General features: G+C 50.0%; 16 protein-coding genes and 1 pseudogene. 4 read left to right on the forward strand and 13 right to left on the reverse strand.

The window, feature by feature from the left end; translation table 11 throughout:
- Positions 1 to 97 precede the first annotated feature (97 nt).
- On the forward strand, positions 98 to 511 hold the full coding sequence (locus V7051_RS02850) for a hypothetical protein (RefSeq protein ID WP_333873381.1): 414 nt from the start codon (positions 98 to 100) through the stop codon (positions 509 to 511).
- Positions 508 to 744: a hypothetical protein gene (locus V7051_RS02855; RefSeq protein WP_333873382.1), complete on the forward strand. Its 237-nt coding sequence runs from the start codon at positions 508 to 510 to the stop codon at positions 742 to 744. The genes V7051_RS02850 and V7051_RS02855 overlap by 4 nt, the downstream gene beginning before the upstream one ends.
- A 154-nt stretch (positions 745 to 898) precedes the next feature.
- Here V7051_RS02855 and V7051_RS02860 read toward each other — a convergent pair whose 3' ends face one another.
- Positions 899 to 1,330, reverse strand: coding sequence for a putative toxin-antitoxin system toxin component, PIN family (locus V7051_RS02860; RefSeq protein ID WP_333873383.1), 432 nt, complete (start codon positions 1,328 to 1,330; stop codon positions 899 to 901).
- Positions 1,327 to 1,548: an AbrB/MazE/SpoVT family DNA-binding domain-containing protein gene (locus V7051_RS02865; protein ID WP_333873384.1), complete on the reverse strand. Its 222-nt coding sequence runs from the start codon at positions 1,546 to 1,548 to the stop codon at positions 1,327 to 1,329. The genes V7051_RS02860 and V7051_RS02865 overlap by 4 nt, the downstream gene beginning before the upstream one ends.
- 389 nt (positions 1,549 to 1,937) lie before the next feature.
- On the opposite strand from V7051_RS02865, the gene V7051_RS02870 reads away from it, so the two are divergent.
- Together V7051_RS02870 and V7051_RS02875 are read left to right on the forward strand one after the other, a co-directional pair.
- Positions 1,938 to 2,186 (forward strand): type II toxin-antitoxin system CcdA family antitoxin, encoded by a 249-nt coding sequence (locus V7051_RS02870; RefSeq protein ID WP_031437372.1) that lies wholly within the window; start codon positions 1,938 to 1,940, stop codon positions 2,184 to 2,186.
- Positions 2,186 to 2,500 carry a CcdB family protein gene (locus V7051_RS02875; RefSeq protein ID WP_333873385.1) on the forward strand — a complete coding sequence of 105 codons (315 nt, stop codon included), beginning with the start codon at positions 2,186 to 2,188 and terminating at the stop codon, positions 2,498 to 2,500. Before V7051_RS02870 ends, V7051_RS02875 begins: the two co-directional genes overlap by 1 nt.
- Positions 2,501 to 2,613: 113 nt before the next feature.
- Here the strand turns inward: V7051_RS02875 and V7051_RS02880 are convergent, their stop codons facing one another.
- The 11 genes and pseudogenes from V7051_RS02880 to V7051_RS02930 form a co-directional block, all read right to left on the reverse strand.
- Positions 2,614 to 3,315 carry a response regulator gene (locus V7051_RS02880; RefSeq protein ID WP_333873386.1) on the reverse strand — a complete coding sequence of 234 codons (702 nt, stop codon included), beginning with the start codon at positions 3,313 to 3,315 and terminating at the stop codon, positions 2,614 to 2,616.
- The gene (locus V7051_RS02885) at positions 3,308 to 6,052 is read right to left on the reverse strand and encodes a sensor histidine kinase KdpD (protein WP_333873387.1); all 2,745 of its coding nucleotides are present in this window, start codon (positions 6,050 to 6,052) and stop codon (positions 3,308 to 3,310) included. The genes V7051_RS02880 and V7051_RS02885 overlap by 8 nt, the downstream gene beginning before the upstream one ends.
- A gap of 137 nt (positions 6,053 to 6,189) precedes the next feature.
- The gene (locus V7051_RS02890) at positions 6,190 to 7,098 is read right to left on the reverse strand and encodes an MCP four helix bundle domain-containing protein (RefSeq protein ID WP_333873388.1); all 909 of its coding nucleotides are present in this window, start codon (positions 7,096 to 7,098) and stop codon (positions 6,190 to 6,192) included.
- A 300-nt stretch (positions 7,099 to 7,398) separates the two neighbouring features.
- Positions 7,399 to 8,769, reverse strand: coding sequence for a porin (locus V7051_RS02895; protein WP_333873389.1), 1,371 nt, complete (start codon positions 8,767 to 8,769; stop codon positions 7,399 to 7,401).
- Positions 8,770 to 8,890: 121 nt separating this feature from the next.
- On the reverse strand, positions 8,891 to 9,466 hold the full coding sequence (gene kdpC / locus V7051_RS02900) for a potassium-transporting ATPase subunit KdpC (RefSeq protein ID WP_333873390.1): 576 nt from the start codon (positions 9,464 to 9,466) through the stop codon (positions 8,891 to 8,893).
- 88 nt (positions 9,467 to 9,554) lie between these two features.
- On the reverse strand, positions 9,555 to 11,624 hold the full coding sequence (kdpB, locus tag V7051_RS02905; RefSeq protein ID WP_333873391.1) for a potassium-transporting ATPase subunit KdpB: 2,070 nt from the start codon (positions 11,622 to 11,624) through the stop codon (positions 9,555 to 9,557).
- 130 nt (positions 11,625 to 11,754) lie between these two features.
- On the reverse strand, positions 11,755 to 13,500 hold the full coding sequence (kdpA, locus tag V7051_RS02910; RefSeq protein ID WP_333873392.1) for a potassium-transporting ATPase subunit KdpA: 1,746 nt from the start codon (positions 13,498 to 13,500) through the stop codon (positions 11,755 to 11,757).
- The gene (kdpF, locus tag V7051_RS02915) at positions 13,500 to 13,589 is read right to left on the reverse strand and encodes a K(+)-transporting ATPase subunit F (RefSeq protein WP_333873393.1); all 90 of its coding nucleotides are present in this window, start codon (positions 13,587 to 13,589) and stop codon (positions 13,500 to 13,502) included. The genes kdpA and kdpF overlap by 1 nt, the downstream gene beginning before the upstream one ends.
- Before the next feature lie 1,097 nt (positions 13,590 to 14,686).
- A pseudogene (corA, locus tag V7051_RS02920) lies at positions 14,687 to 15,646 on the reverse strand (magnesium/cobalt transporter CorA).
- Between the two features lie 165 nt (positions 15,647 to 15,811).
- Positions 15,812 to 16,303, reverse strand: a complete 492-nt coding sequence (locus V7051_RS02925) for a potassium channel family protein (RefSeq protein ID WP_333873394.1) — start codon at positions 16,301 to 16,303, stop codon at positions 15,812 to 15,814.
- A 99-nt stretch (positions 16,304 to 16,402) separates the two neighbouring features.
- Positions 16,403 to 16,753 (reverse strand): hypothetical protein, encoded by a 351-nt coding sequence (locus V7051_RS02930; RefSeq protein ID WP_333873395.1) that lies wholly within the window; start codon positions 16,751 to 16,753, stop codon positions 16,403 to 16,405.
- Positions 16,754 to 16,825 lie beyond the last annotated feature (72 nt).

Raw genomic sequence — 16,825 nt, forward strand, 5'->3', positions numbered from 1 at the left:
GCCAATAGCTATATCACAAATTATCGCTTCGCTTCAATATGACTGACTACTAGGCATTAGTAAAAGCCAAGCAGGCGAATCGCAAAGTAACTTAGGTATGATACACAAAATTTTTTACCTACTGGAGCCGCTTCTTATAGGCTTTACTGTTTTCTTGGAGGAGGTTGGGAAGAAATTTATTGAAGATAACGAGCTAAGAGACTGTGTATTAGTGCCGAAATATATGAAAGCAGGTGTTACTCCAAACTTTCTCGTTGTAAGCGGACAAGACGTTCTGCCATTTGGGAGCGTTTCTCATCTCCCTGATGAGCTAAAAAGAAGATCTGATAGCTGGCCGGCTTTCTTTTCTTTTATTCTTCCTAAAAATACGACTGATCCTATTGATCGAAAAGAACTGTTGGAATCGTTTGGTAAAATATTCGCAGAAAAATTCTTGACGAATATTAAGAAAAAAGTCGAAATCCAACCTGAACAACAAAAACCTAATTTAACCTATGAGTCAAACCTATGAGTCAATTGATGAATCCAAATCATAATATTACAACTGGGACTGACATAATCCGCCAAACAGTGTTTGAAATGGGAAGATCCTTTACTATAAGTGAAGTCGTAGAAACAATTCAAACCAACCACCGTCAAGCTGTTGATGCAATGCTAGTAAATGCATACTTAGATCAAATATCTAGAGCGGGAATTGTGGAGCAGCATGGCAGAAAATATTGGAAAAACATTCCAGATTTTTAGTTGCAGTCATGTAAGTCGGGCTGCTTTATGCCCGACATTTCCATGCTCCAAATGACGATGGTTTTTGATTTTGTTCATCGCTTCCGCATCGTCGAACACACGAATATCGGATAACGAAAAGCTGTTGTCCGACCCGACTACCGCACTATCGGATTTAAACTCCCGTTGATTCCAACCAATCCTTACACTCGGCCAGCGTCACAATCGGTAGCATATGAAAATCTGCCTTAATCTCAAGAATATCGGCATCGCCCGTCACCAAAGCTTCCGCCCCGCCAACGACAGCGAGAATTAAAAACATCTGATCCGCTGTATCGCGAATGATTGGTAAACCCTCGGGAACTCGTTCAATCACTACCGTTTCCGCATAAGGCAGAAAATCCGCAAGCAATAAGCCCTGTTCCGCTTTACTGAGCTTGAATTTAGGATAAGCCAACACACAAATCAACTCGCTTACCGTGTCTTTGCTTGCCATCGGAATAATCTCTGCGTTTTGCCAACTATGCCGTAACCGCGCCATTTTTTGCTGAGAAAATAACAACGCCGAAATCACGCAATTGGTATCCAGTACAACCCGTCGACTCATTCGCGCCTTGCCCACGCAATCGCATCATTCACATCCTGCTCATCAATACCCAAGGCTTCCAACTTAGCCCGAACCGCATCCGCTTGCTGAATTCGAACGGGCGTCAGAACAATTCGCCCCGATTCCACCGCTACATCATAATATTCCGCCTTGCCTACCGACTGCACCACCGATTTAGGCAAGGTCAGTTGGTTTTTACTGGTTAATTTCGCTAGCATGGCAACCTCCAAAGTAAGGAAGTAAGATTATATGCTAACAAGGAGAGTGTGTGTTGATTTTTGCCATACCATTTTTGGCTAATGTCGATATATGCTTCCTTCTTTAAACCGAATAAATTATGTGGCTTAATGCGCTCCCAGTTTTTGATCGCTGTAAGGCTGATTCAACGCTAATGATTTTAACATGCGGGGATTTTTTATGCCCGATTGTATTGGATATTTTGTATTGATTGGCGGTTTGCTGACGCGAAACCTCCTTCCGTTATTCTCCGCCGCCGTTTATATGGACATATAATAACCAAAGGGCAGAGAGCGCATTAAAACCGCTTTCCAATGCGCACTCTGACTGACACAATATGCGCATCATAAATTCATATATAGAGCGTATCATGCAAGAAAGTTTCTATGACACTCATGCCTCGAAAAAACCTACAAATCTCAGCATCAACAGCGACCTACTTCAAAAAGCAAAAGCTCTGCACATCAATCTTTCCAAGGCATTAGAGCAACGCCTTGTCGAAATGCTGCTGGAAGAAAAACGCAGGGAATGGCGCGAGGAAAATCGCGAAGCCATTGACGCTTACAATCGGCGCATTGAAACAGACGGCGTGTTCAGCGACGGTTTAAGGAAATTTTGATGGCGCAGTTCGATGTCTTTGAAAACCCAAATAAAGCCACAAATCAGACGATTCCTTATCTACTCGATGTTCAGTCTGACTTGCTCGATACCCTTTCAACACGGGTAGTCGTACCCCTCTTATCCGCTTCGGCTATGAATAAAGCGATCAAACATCTTAATCCTGAATTCACAATAAGAAATACCGCTGTGCATATGTCTACAGCGGAATTGGCTGGCATTCCAGTTTGGTCTATCGGTGAAAAAGTCGGCTCACTAAGAGGCCAACGTCATGAAATTATTTCTGCACTTGATTTTCTATTCACCGGCTTCTGAACATTAACTGGCGGTTTGTTCGGCAATTACTCCACCTAATCTTGCAGGATGACGCCGAGCGCCTGGAACTGCGTTCCCACGCTGGAGCGTGGGAACGATAAAAATTTTTCAATTCATTCCCCACCCGCCAACCGATACCCCACGCCCGCTTCGGTCAGCAAGTAACGCGGCTGAGTAGGATCTGCTTCAAGTTTCCGGCGTAACTGCCCCATGTAAATCCGCACATAGTGGGCATGCTCCACGTAGGCAGGTCCCCAAACATCCAGCAACAACTGCCGATGCGTCAGCACCTTGCCCGCATGACGGATCAACACGGTCAGCAGCCTGTATTCGATCGGGGTCAGATGAATTTCCTGCTCGCCGATGTGCACACTGCGCCGGGTCAAATCAACCTGCAAATCGCCGACGCAAAACAGCGTTTCGACGCTGTCCCCGGCCAGCTGTGAGGCGTGGCGAAGCGATACGCGGATGCGCGCCAGCAGCTCGCCGATGCTGAACGGTTTGGTCAGGTAATCGTCCGCTCCGGCATCCAGCGCGGCAATCTTGTTGCTCTCCTGGCTTCGGGCCGACAGCACGATGATCGGCACCGCGGACCACTCGCGAACCTTGCGGATCACCGCTATGCCATCCATGCCCGGCAAGCCCAGGTCGAGTATGACCAGCTCCGGTTTACGGGTGCCGATTTCAACGACGCCTCGTTCGCCGGTTCCGGCCTCAATCACCTGAAACCCCTGCACACCCAGGCTGGTGCGCAAAAAACGGCGGATTTGCGGGTCATCCTCGATGACCACAATGACGGGTTTGGCGTTATTCATCTGGCAATTGCTCCGCGGCCAGTTGCGGCGGCGCTTCGTCTACCGGCAACAGGAAAAAGAATTGCGCACCGCCGCCTTGCCGATTGGTTACGCCGATAACGCCGCCGTGCGCGATAATGATGGCCTTGCAAATGGCCAAGCCCAGGCCGACGCCGCTTTGCGTGCCTTCCCGATGCAGGCGGTAAAATTTGTCGAACAGTTTTTCCTCTTCTCCCGGCGGTATGCCTGGGCCGCGATCCGCCACCGTTACTTTGAGCATATGGGCGGAGAGCTCGGAGATAATGTCGATGGGGCTGCCCGGTGGGGTATATTTACAGGCATTTTCCAGCAGGTTGATCAGCACTTGTTCGATCAGCACCGCATCAACCCGTACCAGACAAAGTTCATCCGGCAGCTTGGTATTAACAGTGCGCCCTTTGAGCCGCTTCTGCATTCGCGTCATTGTTCCGCCGATAATTTCATCCAGCAGATACCATTGCCGGTTCAGCGATGCCTGTCCCGCATCCAGGCGGGCCATATCCAGAATATTATTGGTCAGGTTCGACATCCGTAGCGCTTCGTCATAAATGGTCAGGCTCAACTCCTGCCGATCCTGAGGGGCAAGTTGCGCGTCTTCTTCGACCAGCGTACTGGCCGCTCCGACAATGGATGCCAACGGGGTGCGCAAATCATGGGAAATCGCGCTGAGCAAGGAATTGCGCAAACTTTCGGATTCCATGCGCAGTTGCGTCTGTTGCGCCTCGTCGGCGAAACGCACCCGTTCAACGGTTTGAGCAATCTGGCTGATAAAGGTGTCCAGCAGTCGGCGCTGTTCGGGCAGAAACACCCGGCGCAAATTGGCGGCGCGCAATACCAGCACACCGATCACGCCGCGAAAACCGGACATAGGAAAAAACACCGCGTCGGCTCCGGGCAAAGTATCGGTGCCTTGTCCGGCTATCTGGCCGTGATCGAAAACCCACTGCGCCACGCTGAGATCGCAATTGCGCAGGGACTCCGGGACGGGCGGATCTAAAGGATAGGCTATTCGTCCATCGTCGTCGGGAAACAGCAAGACGCTGGCACCGCCATACTCATCCTGAATATGGCGCGCCGCGACTCTGGCTGTTTCCGCTACGCTGCGGCTGGTCGCCAGATCTTCACTCAGCGCATAAAGGACATTGGCGCGCCGCTCCCGATGCGAGGCAACTTTCGCCTGAGAGCGCATATTGCTGGTCAGGTGGCTGATGATCAATCCCACCAACAGCATAATTAAGAATGTCACTATATACTGCGCATCTGCAACCGCAAAAGTATGAATCGGATTTACAAAGAAAAAATCGAATGCGACAACGCTCAGCACCGAGGTCAAAACGGATGCTTCGCGGCCAAAGCGGGCCGCCATAAAAACCACGCCCAGCAAATAGACCATGATCAGGTTAGCCAATTCGAATTTCCCGGACATTACCCAGGCAAGTAAACTGGTGCAACCGGTCATACCCACCGCCCAGCCCCAATTTATCCAGCGCCGCTTGGCTCGTCCCCAAGGGTAATTGGGGCGCAACACCTTTGCCAGCGGTATTTCTTTAGGCGATTTCTCGTCTGCGCTACCTTTGCCGCGCGGGCTACCCAGCAAATAGACATTGATGTTATGCGCTTCAGTGATCAAGGTATCGACGACCGAACCCAGCACCCAGCGCTTCCAGCCTCGACGGCGGGGTTTGCCCAACACGATTTTGGTGACGTTGCGGCTTTTGGCGAAGCCCAGGATTTCTTTACTCATGTCCGGGCCTGATAAGGTCACCGTTTCTGCGCCCAGCTGTTCGGCAAAGCGTAATATCCGCAGCACCTCGTCGCGGCGTTCGGCAGGCAAGCGTTGCAGCTCCGGCGTTTCCACATAGGTCACGATCCATTGCGCATGAAGACTGGTAGCGAGCCGTTTGGCGGCGCGCACCAGTCGCTCGGCAAGGACATTGGGGCCAATGCATACCAATATCCTGTCGCCGACCGGCCAAACATCGCTGATCGCATGGTTGTCCCTGTAATCTTGCATTTGCGCATCGACCCGATCGGCGGTCAGACGCAGGGACAACTCCCGCAACGCAATCAGGTTGCCTTTGCGGAAAAAGTTGCGCATCGCACGCTCCGCCTGCTGCGGCAAATAGACTTTGCCTTCCTTGAGCCGCAGTAACAATTCATCGGGCGGCAGGTCAATCAATTCGACTTCGTCGGCCAGCTCGAATACCGTGTCCGGCACGGTTTCCTTAATTTGAATCCCGGTTACCTGGCTGACATCGTCGTTGAGGCTTTCCAAATGCTGGACGTTCAGCGTGGTGTAAACATCAATACCGGCATTCAATAATTCTTCTATATCCTGCCAGCGTTTGGGGTGACGGCAGCCGGCGGCATTGCTGTGCGCCAACTCGTCCACCAAGACCAGACACGGGCGGCGTTTCAGCGTGCCGTCCAGATCGAACTCGCGGCGCACTGTGCCTCGATGTTTGACCAGCTTGGGCGGCAGCACATCCAGGCCTTTTAATACGGCAACGGTTTCTTGCCGATCATGGGTCTCTACCAGTCCAACCACCACATCAACGCCCTCAGCCCGTTTGGCCTGAGCCGCCAATAACATCGCGTAAGTTTTACCAACACCCGCCGCCGCGCCGAAAAAAACCTTGAGTCTCCCGCGCCGTCGCCGGTTTTCCTCAAGCTCTACACGGGCTAGCAAGGTGTCAGGGTTTGGTCTGGTATCGGTCATAAGCGAGTCCGGTCGTTGCTAAAAGTAATGTGTAGATCATTATTCGCGAGTTCCCACGCTAAGCGCTTGGGAATTCGGTTTGGAAGCCAGTCCTGAACCAATCGAAGGTTTCTAACTTTTCGTTTTGCGAGGCGTCCCTATCTGGTCGCTTTAAACTGCCGAGCTTGAATGGTCTCCTGGAGGTCGGCGAGGATCTCCTGGCATTGGGAAGAAATCAATTCATTTCCTCCCAATGATAGTTCGGCTGATTTGATATTGGTGTTCATCCGGGAAAGTCTCAAGACTTCATCAGTCAGGTTCATAAATTGTTCGTATGCCGTCTCGGCATTCTTCAGGTCTTCACTGTCTTTTAGACCGGTTATGTTACTAAGAGATCCAAGAGCTTTTCTGGCCGATATGTCATATGACTTGATGCTTAGCTCGATTTTATCCATCTCTTGATCATCCGCTTCTTCGATATGGGACTGGTGAACGGAAAATATTTTCAGGCCGGCAGTGAGGGCCTCATACGAGAGCATAACGGTCGTGTTACACCGGTTATTGCCGGCGTTTCGATGGATGAGACGGTTCAAGCTCTGTTCAAAACGCTCCATTTCCTGCGCACCTTGAGTCGCGGAGATCTTTTGAGCTTTTAGATTGGTGTTCTGGGTTGCAAGAGCCAAAATGGTTTCGTCCAGTTTTCTAAATTGTGCCCAACAAATATTGAAGTTATTTAGAATCTCTATCTCTCGGGGGAGTTTCTGCTGGTCGATGATGGATTCGATTTCCTTCCGGTTGCTCTCTACCTTATCAGCAGCCTGGCGAGATCGGACGGCAAAACTTTCCGATGCCTCATCCGTAGTGGCCATGACGGCATTCTTCTCTGCCTCAATGGCTTCGAGAAGGTGAATTCTCATCGTTGAGAGCAAATCAGCCTTCTTAAACTCCATCTCGAACGGATTGTCACTTTCTCTATAATAGCTAAACACTGTTAATGCTCCCAACAGAGCAAAAGTCAGTACCCATGGCAAAAAAGCATAGGCGCTTTTCGTTGTATTTGGTTCCATACTTTAGTCTCTCGCCTTTGTTTAAGCTCGCTCTACAAATATATTTTGTAGAGTCTCCTCCTAACAGAATATTCGCAGCCTGGGTTCCCAATCCGGAGAGACTGTGAAAGTATTCATGTGGGAGGGGCTTTAGCCCCGACTTTCGGGGCTAAAGCCCCTCCCACGATCAATAAAACAATGACTTAGAAGTCACTAAAATAGTATGCGTCATATTTTCAAAAATACTTTCACAGTCTCCGGAGATTGGGAACCCGCGCAATTTCAAGAATACGGCTTGGCTTAACTTTATAGAGTCGTGGATTAGAAATTGACTCCGAAATCGGTAGAGAACAGAAATTGATCCTGCTTGTTATTACCGAAAGGACGGTACTGACCGCCTGTGGCAGCATTTCTGCCATCAACCCAGTCATAGCGGACATTTGGGCGAATATTCAGCCATTTCATCGGCTTCCAGTTCACACCCGCGGTAATTCCATAGTAACTGGCGCCATTGCCGGCATTACAGGTAGAGGTAAAATTACCGGCCGCGGCAAAACTACTGCCCGCACCATTGGTTGCTGCAGCGACGCGACCAGGAGAGCAAACCCTGAAACCGTTTTGATCGCGGAACCATTCAGCCCGAACACCCGCGGTCAGGTTATCTTTAATATCGTAAGTTAAATGAGAGTTGATGCCATACCATTCGGCATCGACATTCGGAACAGAAGTCAGAACGCCATTGGCATAACCATGATCATGTTGCAAAACCAGATGGGTTTTAGCCGTGATATTATGCTTCAACACCATACTGTATAGCCCCCAGGATTGGCTGCTGTGTTCCGATGTGCCGCCGTAGGTACCACTGATATTGGCTGAAGTATCCTTGTCGTCGCTGGTCCAGGTAGCACCTGCCAAGCCGCCCCAGTTACCCAGCTGTTTGTCAAAACCGCCATCCCAACCGCCGGTAGCACTGCCGGTAGTGGCACCGCCCATGACGGCCCAGTTTTTATCAACCGTATAATTTCCCATCACGCCGGTATGGGTGAACGGTTCGCCATATTGCATGGTGTAAGCATGGGTATAGAAAAAGTTATCAGGCGCAGGAACTGTCTCGTAGCCGATTGGCGTATAGAAGTGACCGGCCTTGATATTCAAGCCATTGCCGATAGGTGCATAAGCCTCGGCATAGGCCTGGGGCAGTGCGATATCGTAAAAGCGGTTATCATTGCCGTTGATCATATTAAGATCCCAATGGTTCCGGTTCAAAGGCTGCCCGGTATTCACATCAAATGCGGGAACACCATAAGCTTGGGTAAAAATAGAATCCGTACCGAACATCGCATCAAAACGTCCGCCGAAATCCCATGCGTTGCCTTCTGCTGCTACGGCACGTTGTACGAATATATTTAATTGATTTAACTGGAATTCGGCAGAACGATCACCGAAGGTAACCGGCCCATTGAAATTATTATCAGGGCTTGCCGCGTTGTAGGTGACTCCGGCGTTAGCCCAGCCACCGATTTTCAATCCAAGATTTTTCATGAACTGGCTTTCGTTAGGATCACCTACCGTTTCAAGCAAAGTGCTGGCTTCGGTCAAACTCTTCGCCTGTGCCACACCAAAAACAGAAACCAGCGCTATTCCCAAAGCCAACGGCTTTAGTTTGAAGTTATTATTTAGATCATTTTTCATATTATTAGGTCCTTAAATTTAAAGCAGAATGCCTGCTTTACAACCGAAAGCAAGTAAGATTTCTGCTGTGTGTATGTTATAGGTCTTCGCTAGCTCCCAAGTTCCAGGACGTCGCTATTCCTTACTTAAGACGCTGATCCAACGCCAAGTTTAATTTTAGTACATTCACTCGAGGTTCGCCCAAAACGCCCCACTGCCGACCTTCGGTATAACGCTCAACAAACTCACCTACGCTGTCCGGCGACATATGTCTGGCTTTGGCAACACGGTTGACTTGATAAGCGGCGGCCGCAGGACTGATGTGAGGATCAAGCCCGCTGGCCGAGGCGGTTACCAAATCCACGGGCACCGCTTCCAAATGGGTGGGGTCGGCATCGCGTAACGCTTTAATGCGACCCTGAACGGCGTCTATCAGCGCAGGATTGATAGGACCTTGATTGGAACCACTGGATGCTCCGCCGTTATAGGAAGCAGGCGAAGTCGCTGAAGGCCGTCCCCAAAAATACTCGGGGCGAGTAAACGCTTGGCCGATTAATTCAGAGCCGAGTGGCTGTTCGTTACTGCCGAGCAAACTGCCGTTTGCCTGAGTGGGGAATACAATCTGTGCAATGAATGTGACTGCCAATGGATAGGCAATACCGGTCAACACAGTGAAAAGCAATAGCATCATTATTGCCGGTTTAATATGGTTGGTCATGATGAATCCTTTGTTTGTCTCTTAATAGCGCGAAGGTACTGAACTTTCCCCTCACCCAACCCTCTCCCTTTGGAGAGGGCTTTCTTAGTTAAAACGATAACGCAGTTAAGCCAAGATCAATCAACTTAATGCCTATAAACGGCACGATAACGCCGCCGACACCGTATACCAGCAAGTTATTACGCAGCAATGCATCCGCATTTTGCGGCCGGTACTTAACACCTTTCAAGGCCAACGGAATCAAGGCGACAATAATCAAGGCGTTGAAGATAACCGCCGAAAGTATCGCGTTGTTCGGGCTGCTAAGGCCCATGATATTAAGCACGCCCAGTTCCGGATAAGTGCTGGCAAACGCTGCGGGAATAATCGCGAAATATTTGGCCAGATCATTAGCCAGACTGAACGTGGTCAACGCACCGCGCGTCATCAGCATTTGTTTGCCGGTTTCAACGATTTCGATCAGCTTGGTGGGGTTGGAGTCGAGATCGACCATGTTGCCGGCTTCCTTGGCCGCCTGGGTGCCCGAATTCATCGCCACCGCCACATCGGCCTGAGCCAAAGCAGGTGCGTCGTTGGTGCCGTCGCCGGTCATCGCCACCAAGCGGCCTTCCGCTTGATGCTCGCGGATCAGCTTAAGCTTGGCTTCCGGCGTCGCCTCGGCTAAAAAGTCGTCGACGCCGGCTTCGGCCGCAATCGCCGCCGCGGTCAAACGGTTATCGCCGGTGATCATGATGGTTTTTATGCCCATATTGCGCAGTTCGCCAAAACGCTCCTTGATGCCGCCCTTGACCGTATCTTTCAGCTCAATGACACCCAATACCTGTCCGGCGTCGACAACCAGTAGCGGCGTACTGCCGCGGCGCGCAACAATATCGGCAATTCGTACAGCTTCCTCGGGAAATTTCGCATTTTGGCTTTCCACATAGCCGCGTATCGCATCGACAGCGCCTTTACGAATCTGGCGCTCGCCGATATTGATGCCGCTCATTCGGGTTTGCGCGCTAAAAGCGACAAACGTGGCGTTCAGATCGTGAATATTACGTTCCCTGATCGCAAATTTCTGCTTGGCAAGAATAATAATGCTGCGCCCTTCCGGCGTTTCGTCGGCCAGCGTCGCCAGTTGCGCGGCGTCGGCCAATTCTTTTTCGCTGACCAAGCCGATCGGTAAAAATGCCGAAGCTTGACGGTTGCCCAAGGTAATCGTACCGGTTTTGTCGAGTAGCAGCACATCGACATCCCCGGCCGCTTCAATGGCTCGTCCCGAAGTCGCGATGACGTTTTTCTGCATCATCCGCCCGATACCGGCAACACCGATAGCGGACAGCAAAGCGCCTATGGTGGTAGGAATCAAACAAACCAGCAACGCTACCAGCACGGTGATCGACACCGGCGTACCGGCTTTGGCGACTTCCACACTGTAGATAGAAAACGGCAACAGGGTCACGGTAGTCAACAGAAAAATCAGCGTCAATGCCACCAGTAAAATAGTCAACGCAATTTCATTGGGCGTTTTTTGCCGCGATGCGCTTTCCACCATCGCAATCATCCGATCCAGAAAGGCTTCGCCGGGGTTGACCACGACTCGGGCCACCAGCCAATCGGACAATACCCGCGTACCGCCGGTTATGGAGCTGAAATCGCCGCCCGATTCGCGAATGACCGGTGCGCTTTCGCCGGTGATCGCGCTTTCATCGACACTGGCCGCGCCTTCGATGACTTCGCCGTCGGCGGGGACAAAATCGCCCGCTTCAATCAGCACAATGTCGCCGCGCCGTAATGAGGTGCTGGTGACTTTAGCGTAATCGATGCTGTAACACGGTTTATCCAGTTTCTTCGCCATGATGTCCCGTTTGGCATTACGCAACGATGCGGCCTGCGCTTTGCTGCGGCCTTCGGCGACGCTTTCCGCGAAGTTGGCAAACAACACCGTGAACCACAGCCAGAAAGTCACGGCGAACATGAAGCCGGTTTGCGTATGATCTCCAGAAAATAACTCCCACAGCCAGAGCCCGGTGGTCAGCAAACTGCCGATATAGACCACGAACATGACCGGATTTTTCCATTGTTGTTGAGGCGCCAATTTGCGCAAGGCGTCGCCTGACGCATCCCATAGGATCTGGCTGGTAAATAGCTGTTGCGTATGATTTTGATTGATCATCGACTGTTTCTCTCTTTGCTTAAATTCATATAAACCACGAAGTAGTTAAAAATACAGAGTTTCCAGATAGGTAAATCGAAATGGATTCCATACATGAATGACAACTCTTTGTGCGTTATGTGGTTAATTCTTAATGTGCCGATGCGTTCATCATTAAATGCTCGACTACCGGACCTAAAGCCAAGGCGGGCACGTAAGTCAACGCTCCGACCAAAACCACGGTGCCGATAAGCAGCATCACAAACAGCGGCGTATGCGTAGGTAAAGTGCCGACGGTGGTTGGTACGGTCTTTTTTGCAGCCAATGAACCGGCAATAGCCAGCACAGGAATAATGATCCCGTAGCGTCCGAACAGCATCGTGATACCCAAAGCCGTGTTATAAAACGGAGCGTTGGCGCTGAGACCGGCAAAAGCGCTGCCGTTGTTGCCGGCACAGGAAGAAAATGCATAAAGAATTTCGCTAAAACCGTGCGCGCCGGGATTGGCGACCGCTGATTTACCGGCCTCCACCATAATCGCCAAGGATGTCCCGCCCAGAATAAACAAGGCTGGAATTAAAATAACGACAGCCGACATTTTCATCTCGAAAGATTCAATTTTTTTGCCGAGATATTCCGGTGTGCGGCCTATCATCAGACCGGCGACAAATACCGCAATCAAAACAAAAATCAGCATCCCGTAAAGACCGGAACCGACACCGCCGAAAATGACTTCGCCCAATTGAATCAGCCACATCGGAACCAAGCCACCTATCGGGGTATAAGAATCGTGCATGGAATTGACCGATCCGTTGGACGCCGCTGTCGTCGCCGTCGCCCATAACGCCGAATTGACGATACCGAAACGCGTTTCCTTGCCTTCCATATTGCCGCCGGACTGGCCGACACTAACGCTTTGCTCGACGCCAAGCGCAGTCAGCGCCGGATTGCCGCCTTGCTCATAACCGACAGTGACGAATATCAAACCGACCAGCACCAGCGTCATCGCAGCCAAAATAGCCCACCCCTGGCGCGTGTCGCCGACCATCGTGCCAAAGGTATGGCACAGCGCTGACGGGATCAGTATCAATAACAGCATTTCCAGGAAATTGGTCAACGGCGTTGGATTTTCGTAAGGATGAGCCGAGTTAACGTTAAAAAAACCGCCGCCGTTGGTACCCAGTTGTTTAATCGCGATTTGCGAGGCGGCAGGCCCCACTGCCAAGGTTTGCGTCGCAGTTTCCGTTGCCGTGCTGACCTGCTCAACTAATGGAACAGTTTGGTAAGGCTTGAAGGTTTGCACCACGCCTTGACCAACCAGCACCACCGCTATCAATAACGACAGCGGCAGCAAGATATACAGAGTGCCGCGGGTCAGGTCCGCCCAGAAGTTGCCGATGCCGTCCGCATGAGTGCGCTGAAAGCCGCGTATCAAGGCGACCAAAACCGCCATGCCGGTGGCGGCCGAGAGAAAATTTTGTACGCCCAGTCCCAGCATTTGAGTCAGATAACTCATCGTCGCTTCGCCGCTGTAACCTTGCCAATTAGTGTTAGTGATAAAACTGACCGCCGTGTTAAATGACGAGTCAACCGTTACATTAGCCATTTGTTGCGGGTTCAGCGGCAAATGAGCTTGCAGCACTTGCAGTGCAAATACAAACAGCCCGCCGAATAAGTTAAACCAGAGCAACGCGGCCGCATAATTTTTCCAGCCCATCTCGTGTTCCGGGTTAACGCCGCTCAAACGATAAAACCCTGTTTCCAAGGGTCCCAAGATACGTTTAAGAACTAGCGGACGATTTTCATACACCGCCGCCATATAAACGCCCAAAGGCTTAGCCAACAGCAACAGGACGACAAAATATAAAATGATTTGCAATAAACCGTTTGTAATCATTAGAATTTCTCCGGGTAAAATAACACCACCAGCAGATAAATGAATAAAGCGAATGCGAGCAAGCCGCTCAAGCCGTAGATAAAAGTCATAGTTACCTCTTTTTTTATGGATATTCCGAATATGTAATGTAGCGTTGTTGTTATAAAAAAACTGTAAAAATAGTTATATATCGTTATAACGCCCAAATCGTCGAATTCGGCTGTTGAGTAGCGTTTACTTTGGTGGAATCTCTAGAATTAGGAGAGTCTTGTCGAGTAATCGAAACGTTGGGAGTATCCCCCGTTCGCGGATCATGATAAATCCGTACCGCCACCTACTAGATGTCCGGATAAGTTCTATATACAGATGTTTGCATGTTGTGGTGCTGTAAGTATTGGAGTTGTTGCTTCGACAAAGGGCAAAATTTTCTTAATTGCTATACCGACACTGGTTTGAGCCGGTTCCTAATCTCCAAATTGGGAGCCCGCTCAAAAACAGCATCGTCAATACCAAGTGTATGACCATAACAACCACCTTCGTAATGACTTTACGAGCAACACAGGCTTCAATCGATTGATAACTTAGCCAGCACTACATAGAAAAGAATAATTTCGACGGCAAAGACAATCGCAGCGGTGAGGACAGATTTTGGATCCATAGAATTTACCTCGGAATAAACTTAAATCTTAATATCTGATGTTACGCAGTTATTCGAATTTAGAAGACTGTCTAACAATTTTATTAAAAGTGTCGCTAGCGCGACGGTTATTTGAATCGGGTTTGTCGCACCCGAAGGCGAGTTACTTTCTTTTGCTCCGCCAAAAGAAAGTAACCAAAGAAAAGGCGGCCCGGTTGCCGCTTGCTTCCTGCGCTCCTCGCTTTTATCGAGGGTCAGCAGAAGGGGCTCCTGCCCCTCTGCTGACGTGCGGCCTCCCTGCCGCACCCCTAACGGGCTGTTCTCGATAAAAGCTCCGGTGCTCGGCGCGGCAAACGGGAGAAATACGGTCCGTGCGTAACATCAGTTAATATTTCAATTTATATAAAAATCAGTAAAAAATATTCCGTATAAATTTAGGACTTCAATATAAAGAAAATATAAAACCTAAATTCTGCTGTGCAGAATTTAGGTAAAGTCTTTTTATGATAGACAGCGACCGTAAACGATTTACGGCCGATTACCCTAGCGCATCGCCTGAGCATTTTAACTTTACAGCCAACCGGCCCTTCTCAAGCGCAAATACAGCAGCAAACTGCATAACGTTACGCCACCGATAACCGCCGGATAGCTGTATTTCCAATCCAGTTCCGGCATGTACTTGAAATTCATGCCATACCAGCTGAAGACCATGGTCGGTATCGCCAGGATCGCACCCCACCCGGCCAAGCGCTTAACGACCTCATTCTGCCGCACCGTTTCAAAGGTCAGATGCACCTGCATCGCAGCGAATAACATTTCGCGCATGCCGTGAATCGCCTGATCGATACGTTTGATGTGGTCGGCAATATCGCGAAAATATACGCCGACATCTTTGGGAATGACTCCGCTATGAAAACGCATCAGCTCGTTGCAAATATTGATGACCGGATTAATCGCGCTTTCCAGCTGCAACAACTCGCGTTTTAATTCGTAAAGGCCTTCTATAGTGTGCCGGCTGGGCCGGTATTCAAGTATTGCCGACTCCAGCTCCTCGAACCGTTCCTGCAAGCCGTCGATAACCGGCACATAGTTATCGACGATAAAATCCATGATCGAGTACAACGCAAATCCAGGCCCTTTGGCCAATTGCTGCGGCATGGCTTCGCAACGCTCCCTGATCTTGCTGTGACTGCGCGAAGCGCCGTGCCTGACCGTCACCAAAAAACGCGGCCCCAGGAAAATGTGGGTTTCACCAAACTCGACCTAATCTTCGGCGAGATGGGCGGTATGCAACACCATAAACAGCGATTCGCCGTATTCCTCGATTTTCGGGCGCTGATGCGCGGTGCAGGCATCTTCGATAGCCAAATCATGCAACCCGAATTCCTGTTGTATTTTGGCTAACAGCTCGCCGTTTGCCTCGCGCAAACCCAGCCAAACAAAAGTGTGTTCCTGTTGCAGCACTTCGCTGATGCCTGCAATGCTCACATCGCCGATACTGACGCCGTTTTGATAGGCTACACATCTCATGACCCGGCTACTGTCGATTTGTCCGTTCAAAAGCTTCTCACGCTTCAAGGACGGAGTCTCGCCGATAATTTCAGGTCTTTTAAAAGAGACTACCAAGGCAGGTTTTGCTCCAGATGCCGGATATGAGTTGAATTTTTTATGCTGACTCTTCATTGAAGGCCGGAACTAGTCAGTTGTTGTCTCGGTGTTCGATAGCAACTGCTTCTCCAACGCTTCCATACGCTTATGCAATCTCGCCAACTCATCGAGAATCCGGTCTTCTCCGGTTTGAATGCGACCGGCCTTCTGTCCGATTTGCTCAATATCCATCTCTAAGGCATGCATGTTCCTGCCGATCAGGGCCACCGAAACCACGGCTGTGAACAGTGAAAACAACACCAGACCAAACAAAATCAATCCCGCTGCGAGCAAACGCCCGAAAAAGGAGACCGGAACCACATCGCCAAAGCCCACATGGGTCATTGTCACCCAGGCGGACCAAATGCCGTCAAAGAGCGATTTGATATTGGGATCAACCAGGAAAAGCATTAATCCGACAACCAAAGTCACCAAGGCCGCAAGCAAGACCAGATAAGACAGTTGCTTGGACCTGAAGAGATCGCCCCTGAGGCTGTTTCCCCATTGAATCGCATTATGACATTCGGTTAACCAATACATATATTTTGTCCTTCTCTAATTTGTTACTCGATTAATTGCAATTACAAATGATCCGCTCTGCATCGCAGAGACTGATCCAAGCCAATCAGTGGAAACACATCAAAATGAATCAGTGACTTTCCCGGTTGCCAAGTCGCATAACATAAACCACTCCAAACCGTCATTCCCCTGTATCTGAAATCGAACCTTAAAATCTCCGTGCCGATGCAGCATTCGTTGTTTCTCAATCAGTCCCGGATGCAGAAGCAACGCCTCCCGTTTGCACAGTTCGATGTTGACCTTACTGGGCGGCAATGCGTAACGGTCGTTAATATTCGTATCCGCGCTACCGGCCGTTCCGGACTTCACCCCGGATAGAGCATCTGCTGAATGAGCTAAGTTTGAAAATGCAGCTTGAACCATAAGGCTCAACACTAAGATCAAAACTTTTTTAATCAACTTGTTATTCATGAAAGCGCCTCACAAAAACTTGTAGGAAATTCGCTTGAATTAATCCCGGCCCGATTGATGTTTTATATCGTT

The organism is Methylobacter sp. (assembly GCF_036845245.1).
Taxonomy (GTDB): domain Bacteria; phylum Pseudomonadota; class Gammaproteobacteria; order Methylococcales; family Methylomonadaceae; genus Methylobacter_A.

Coding starts and splice junctions, on each gene's coding strand:
- V7051_RS02850 (WP_333873381.1), top strand. CDS start 98: ATGATACACAAAATTTTTTACCTACTGGAGCCGCTTCTTATAGGCTTT.
- V7051_RS02855 (WP_333873382.1), top strand. CDS start 508: ATGAGTCAATTGATGAATCCAAATCATAATATTACAACTGGGACTGAC.
- V7051_RS02860 (WP_333873383.1), bottom strand. CDS start 1,330: ATGAGTCGACGGGTTGTACTGGATACCAATTGCGTGATTTCGGCGTTG.
- V7051_RS02865 (WP_333873384.1), bottom strand. CDS start 1,548: ATGCTAGCGAAATTAACCAGTAAAAACCAACTGACCTTGCCTAAATCG.
- V7051_RS02870 (WP_031437372.1), top strand. CDS start 1,938: ATGCAAGAAAGTTTCTATGACACTCATGCCTCGAAAAAACCTACAAAT.
- V7051_RS02875 (WP_333873385.1), top strand. CDS start 2,186: ATGGCGCAGTTCGATGTCTTTGAAAACCCAAATAAAGCCACAAATCAG.
- V7051_RS02880 (WP_333873386.1), bottom strand. CDS start 3,315: ATGAATAACGCCAAACCCGTCATTGTGGTCATCGAGGATGACCCGCAA.
- V7051_RS02885 (WP_333873387.1), bottom strand. CDS start 6,052: ATGACCGATACCAGACCAAACCCTGACACCTTGCTAGCCCGTGTAGAG.
- V7051_RS02890 (WP_333873388.1), bottom strand. CDS start 7,098: ATGGAACCAAATACAACGAAAAGCGCCTATGCTTTTTTGCCATGGGTA.
- V7051_RS02895 (WP_333873389.1), bottom strand. CDS start 8,769: ATGAAAAATGATCTAAATAATAACTTCAAACTAAAGCCGTTGGCTTTG.
- kdpC (WP_333873390.1), bottom strand. CDS start 9,466: ATGACCAACCATATTAAACCGGCAATAATGATGCTATTGCTTTTCACT.
- kdpB (WP_333873391.1), bottom strand. CDS start 11,624: ATGATCAATCAAAATCATACGCAACAGCTATTTACCAGCCAGATCCTA.
- kdpA (WP_333873392.1), bottom strand. CDS start 13,500: ATGATTACAAACGGTTTATTGCAAATCATTTTATATTTTGTCGTCCTG.
- kdpF (WP_333873393.1), bottom strand. CDS start 13,589: ATGACTTTTATCTACGGCTTGAGCGGCTTGCTCGCATTCGCTTTATTC.
- V7051_RS02925 (WP_333873394.1), bottom strand. CDS start 16,303: ATGTATTGGTTAACCGAATGTCATAATGCGATTCAATGGGGAAACAGC.
- V7051_RS02930 (WP_333873395.1), bottom strand. CDS start 16,753: ATGAATAACAAGTTGATTAAAAAAGTTTTGATCTTAGTGTTGAGCCTT.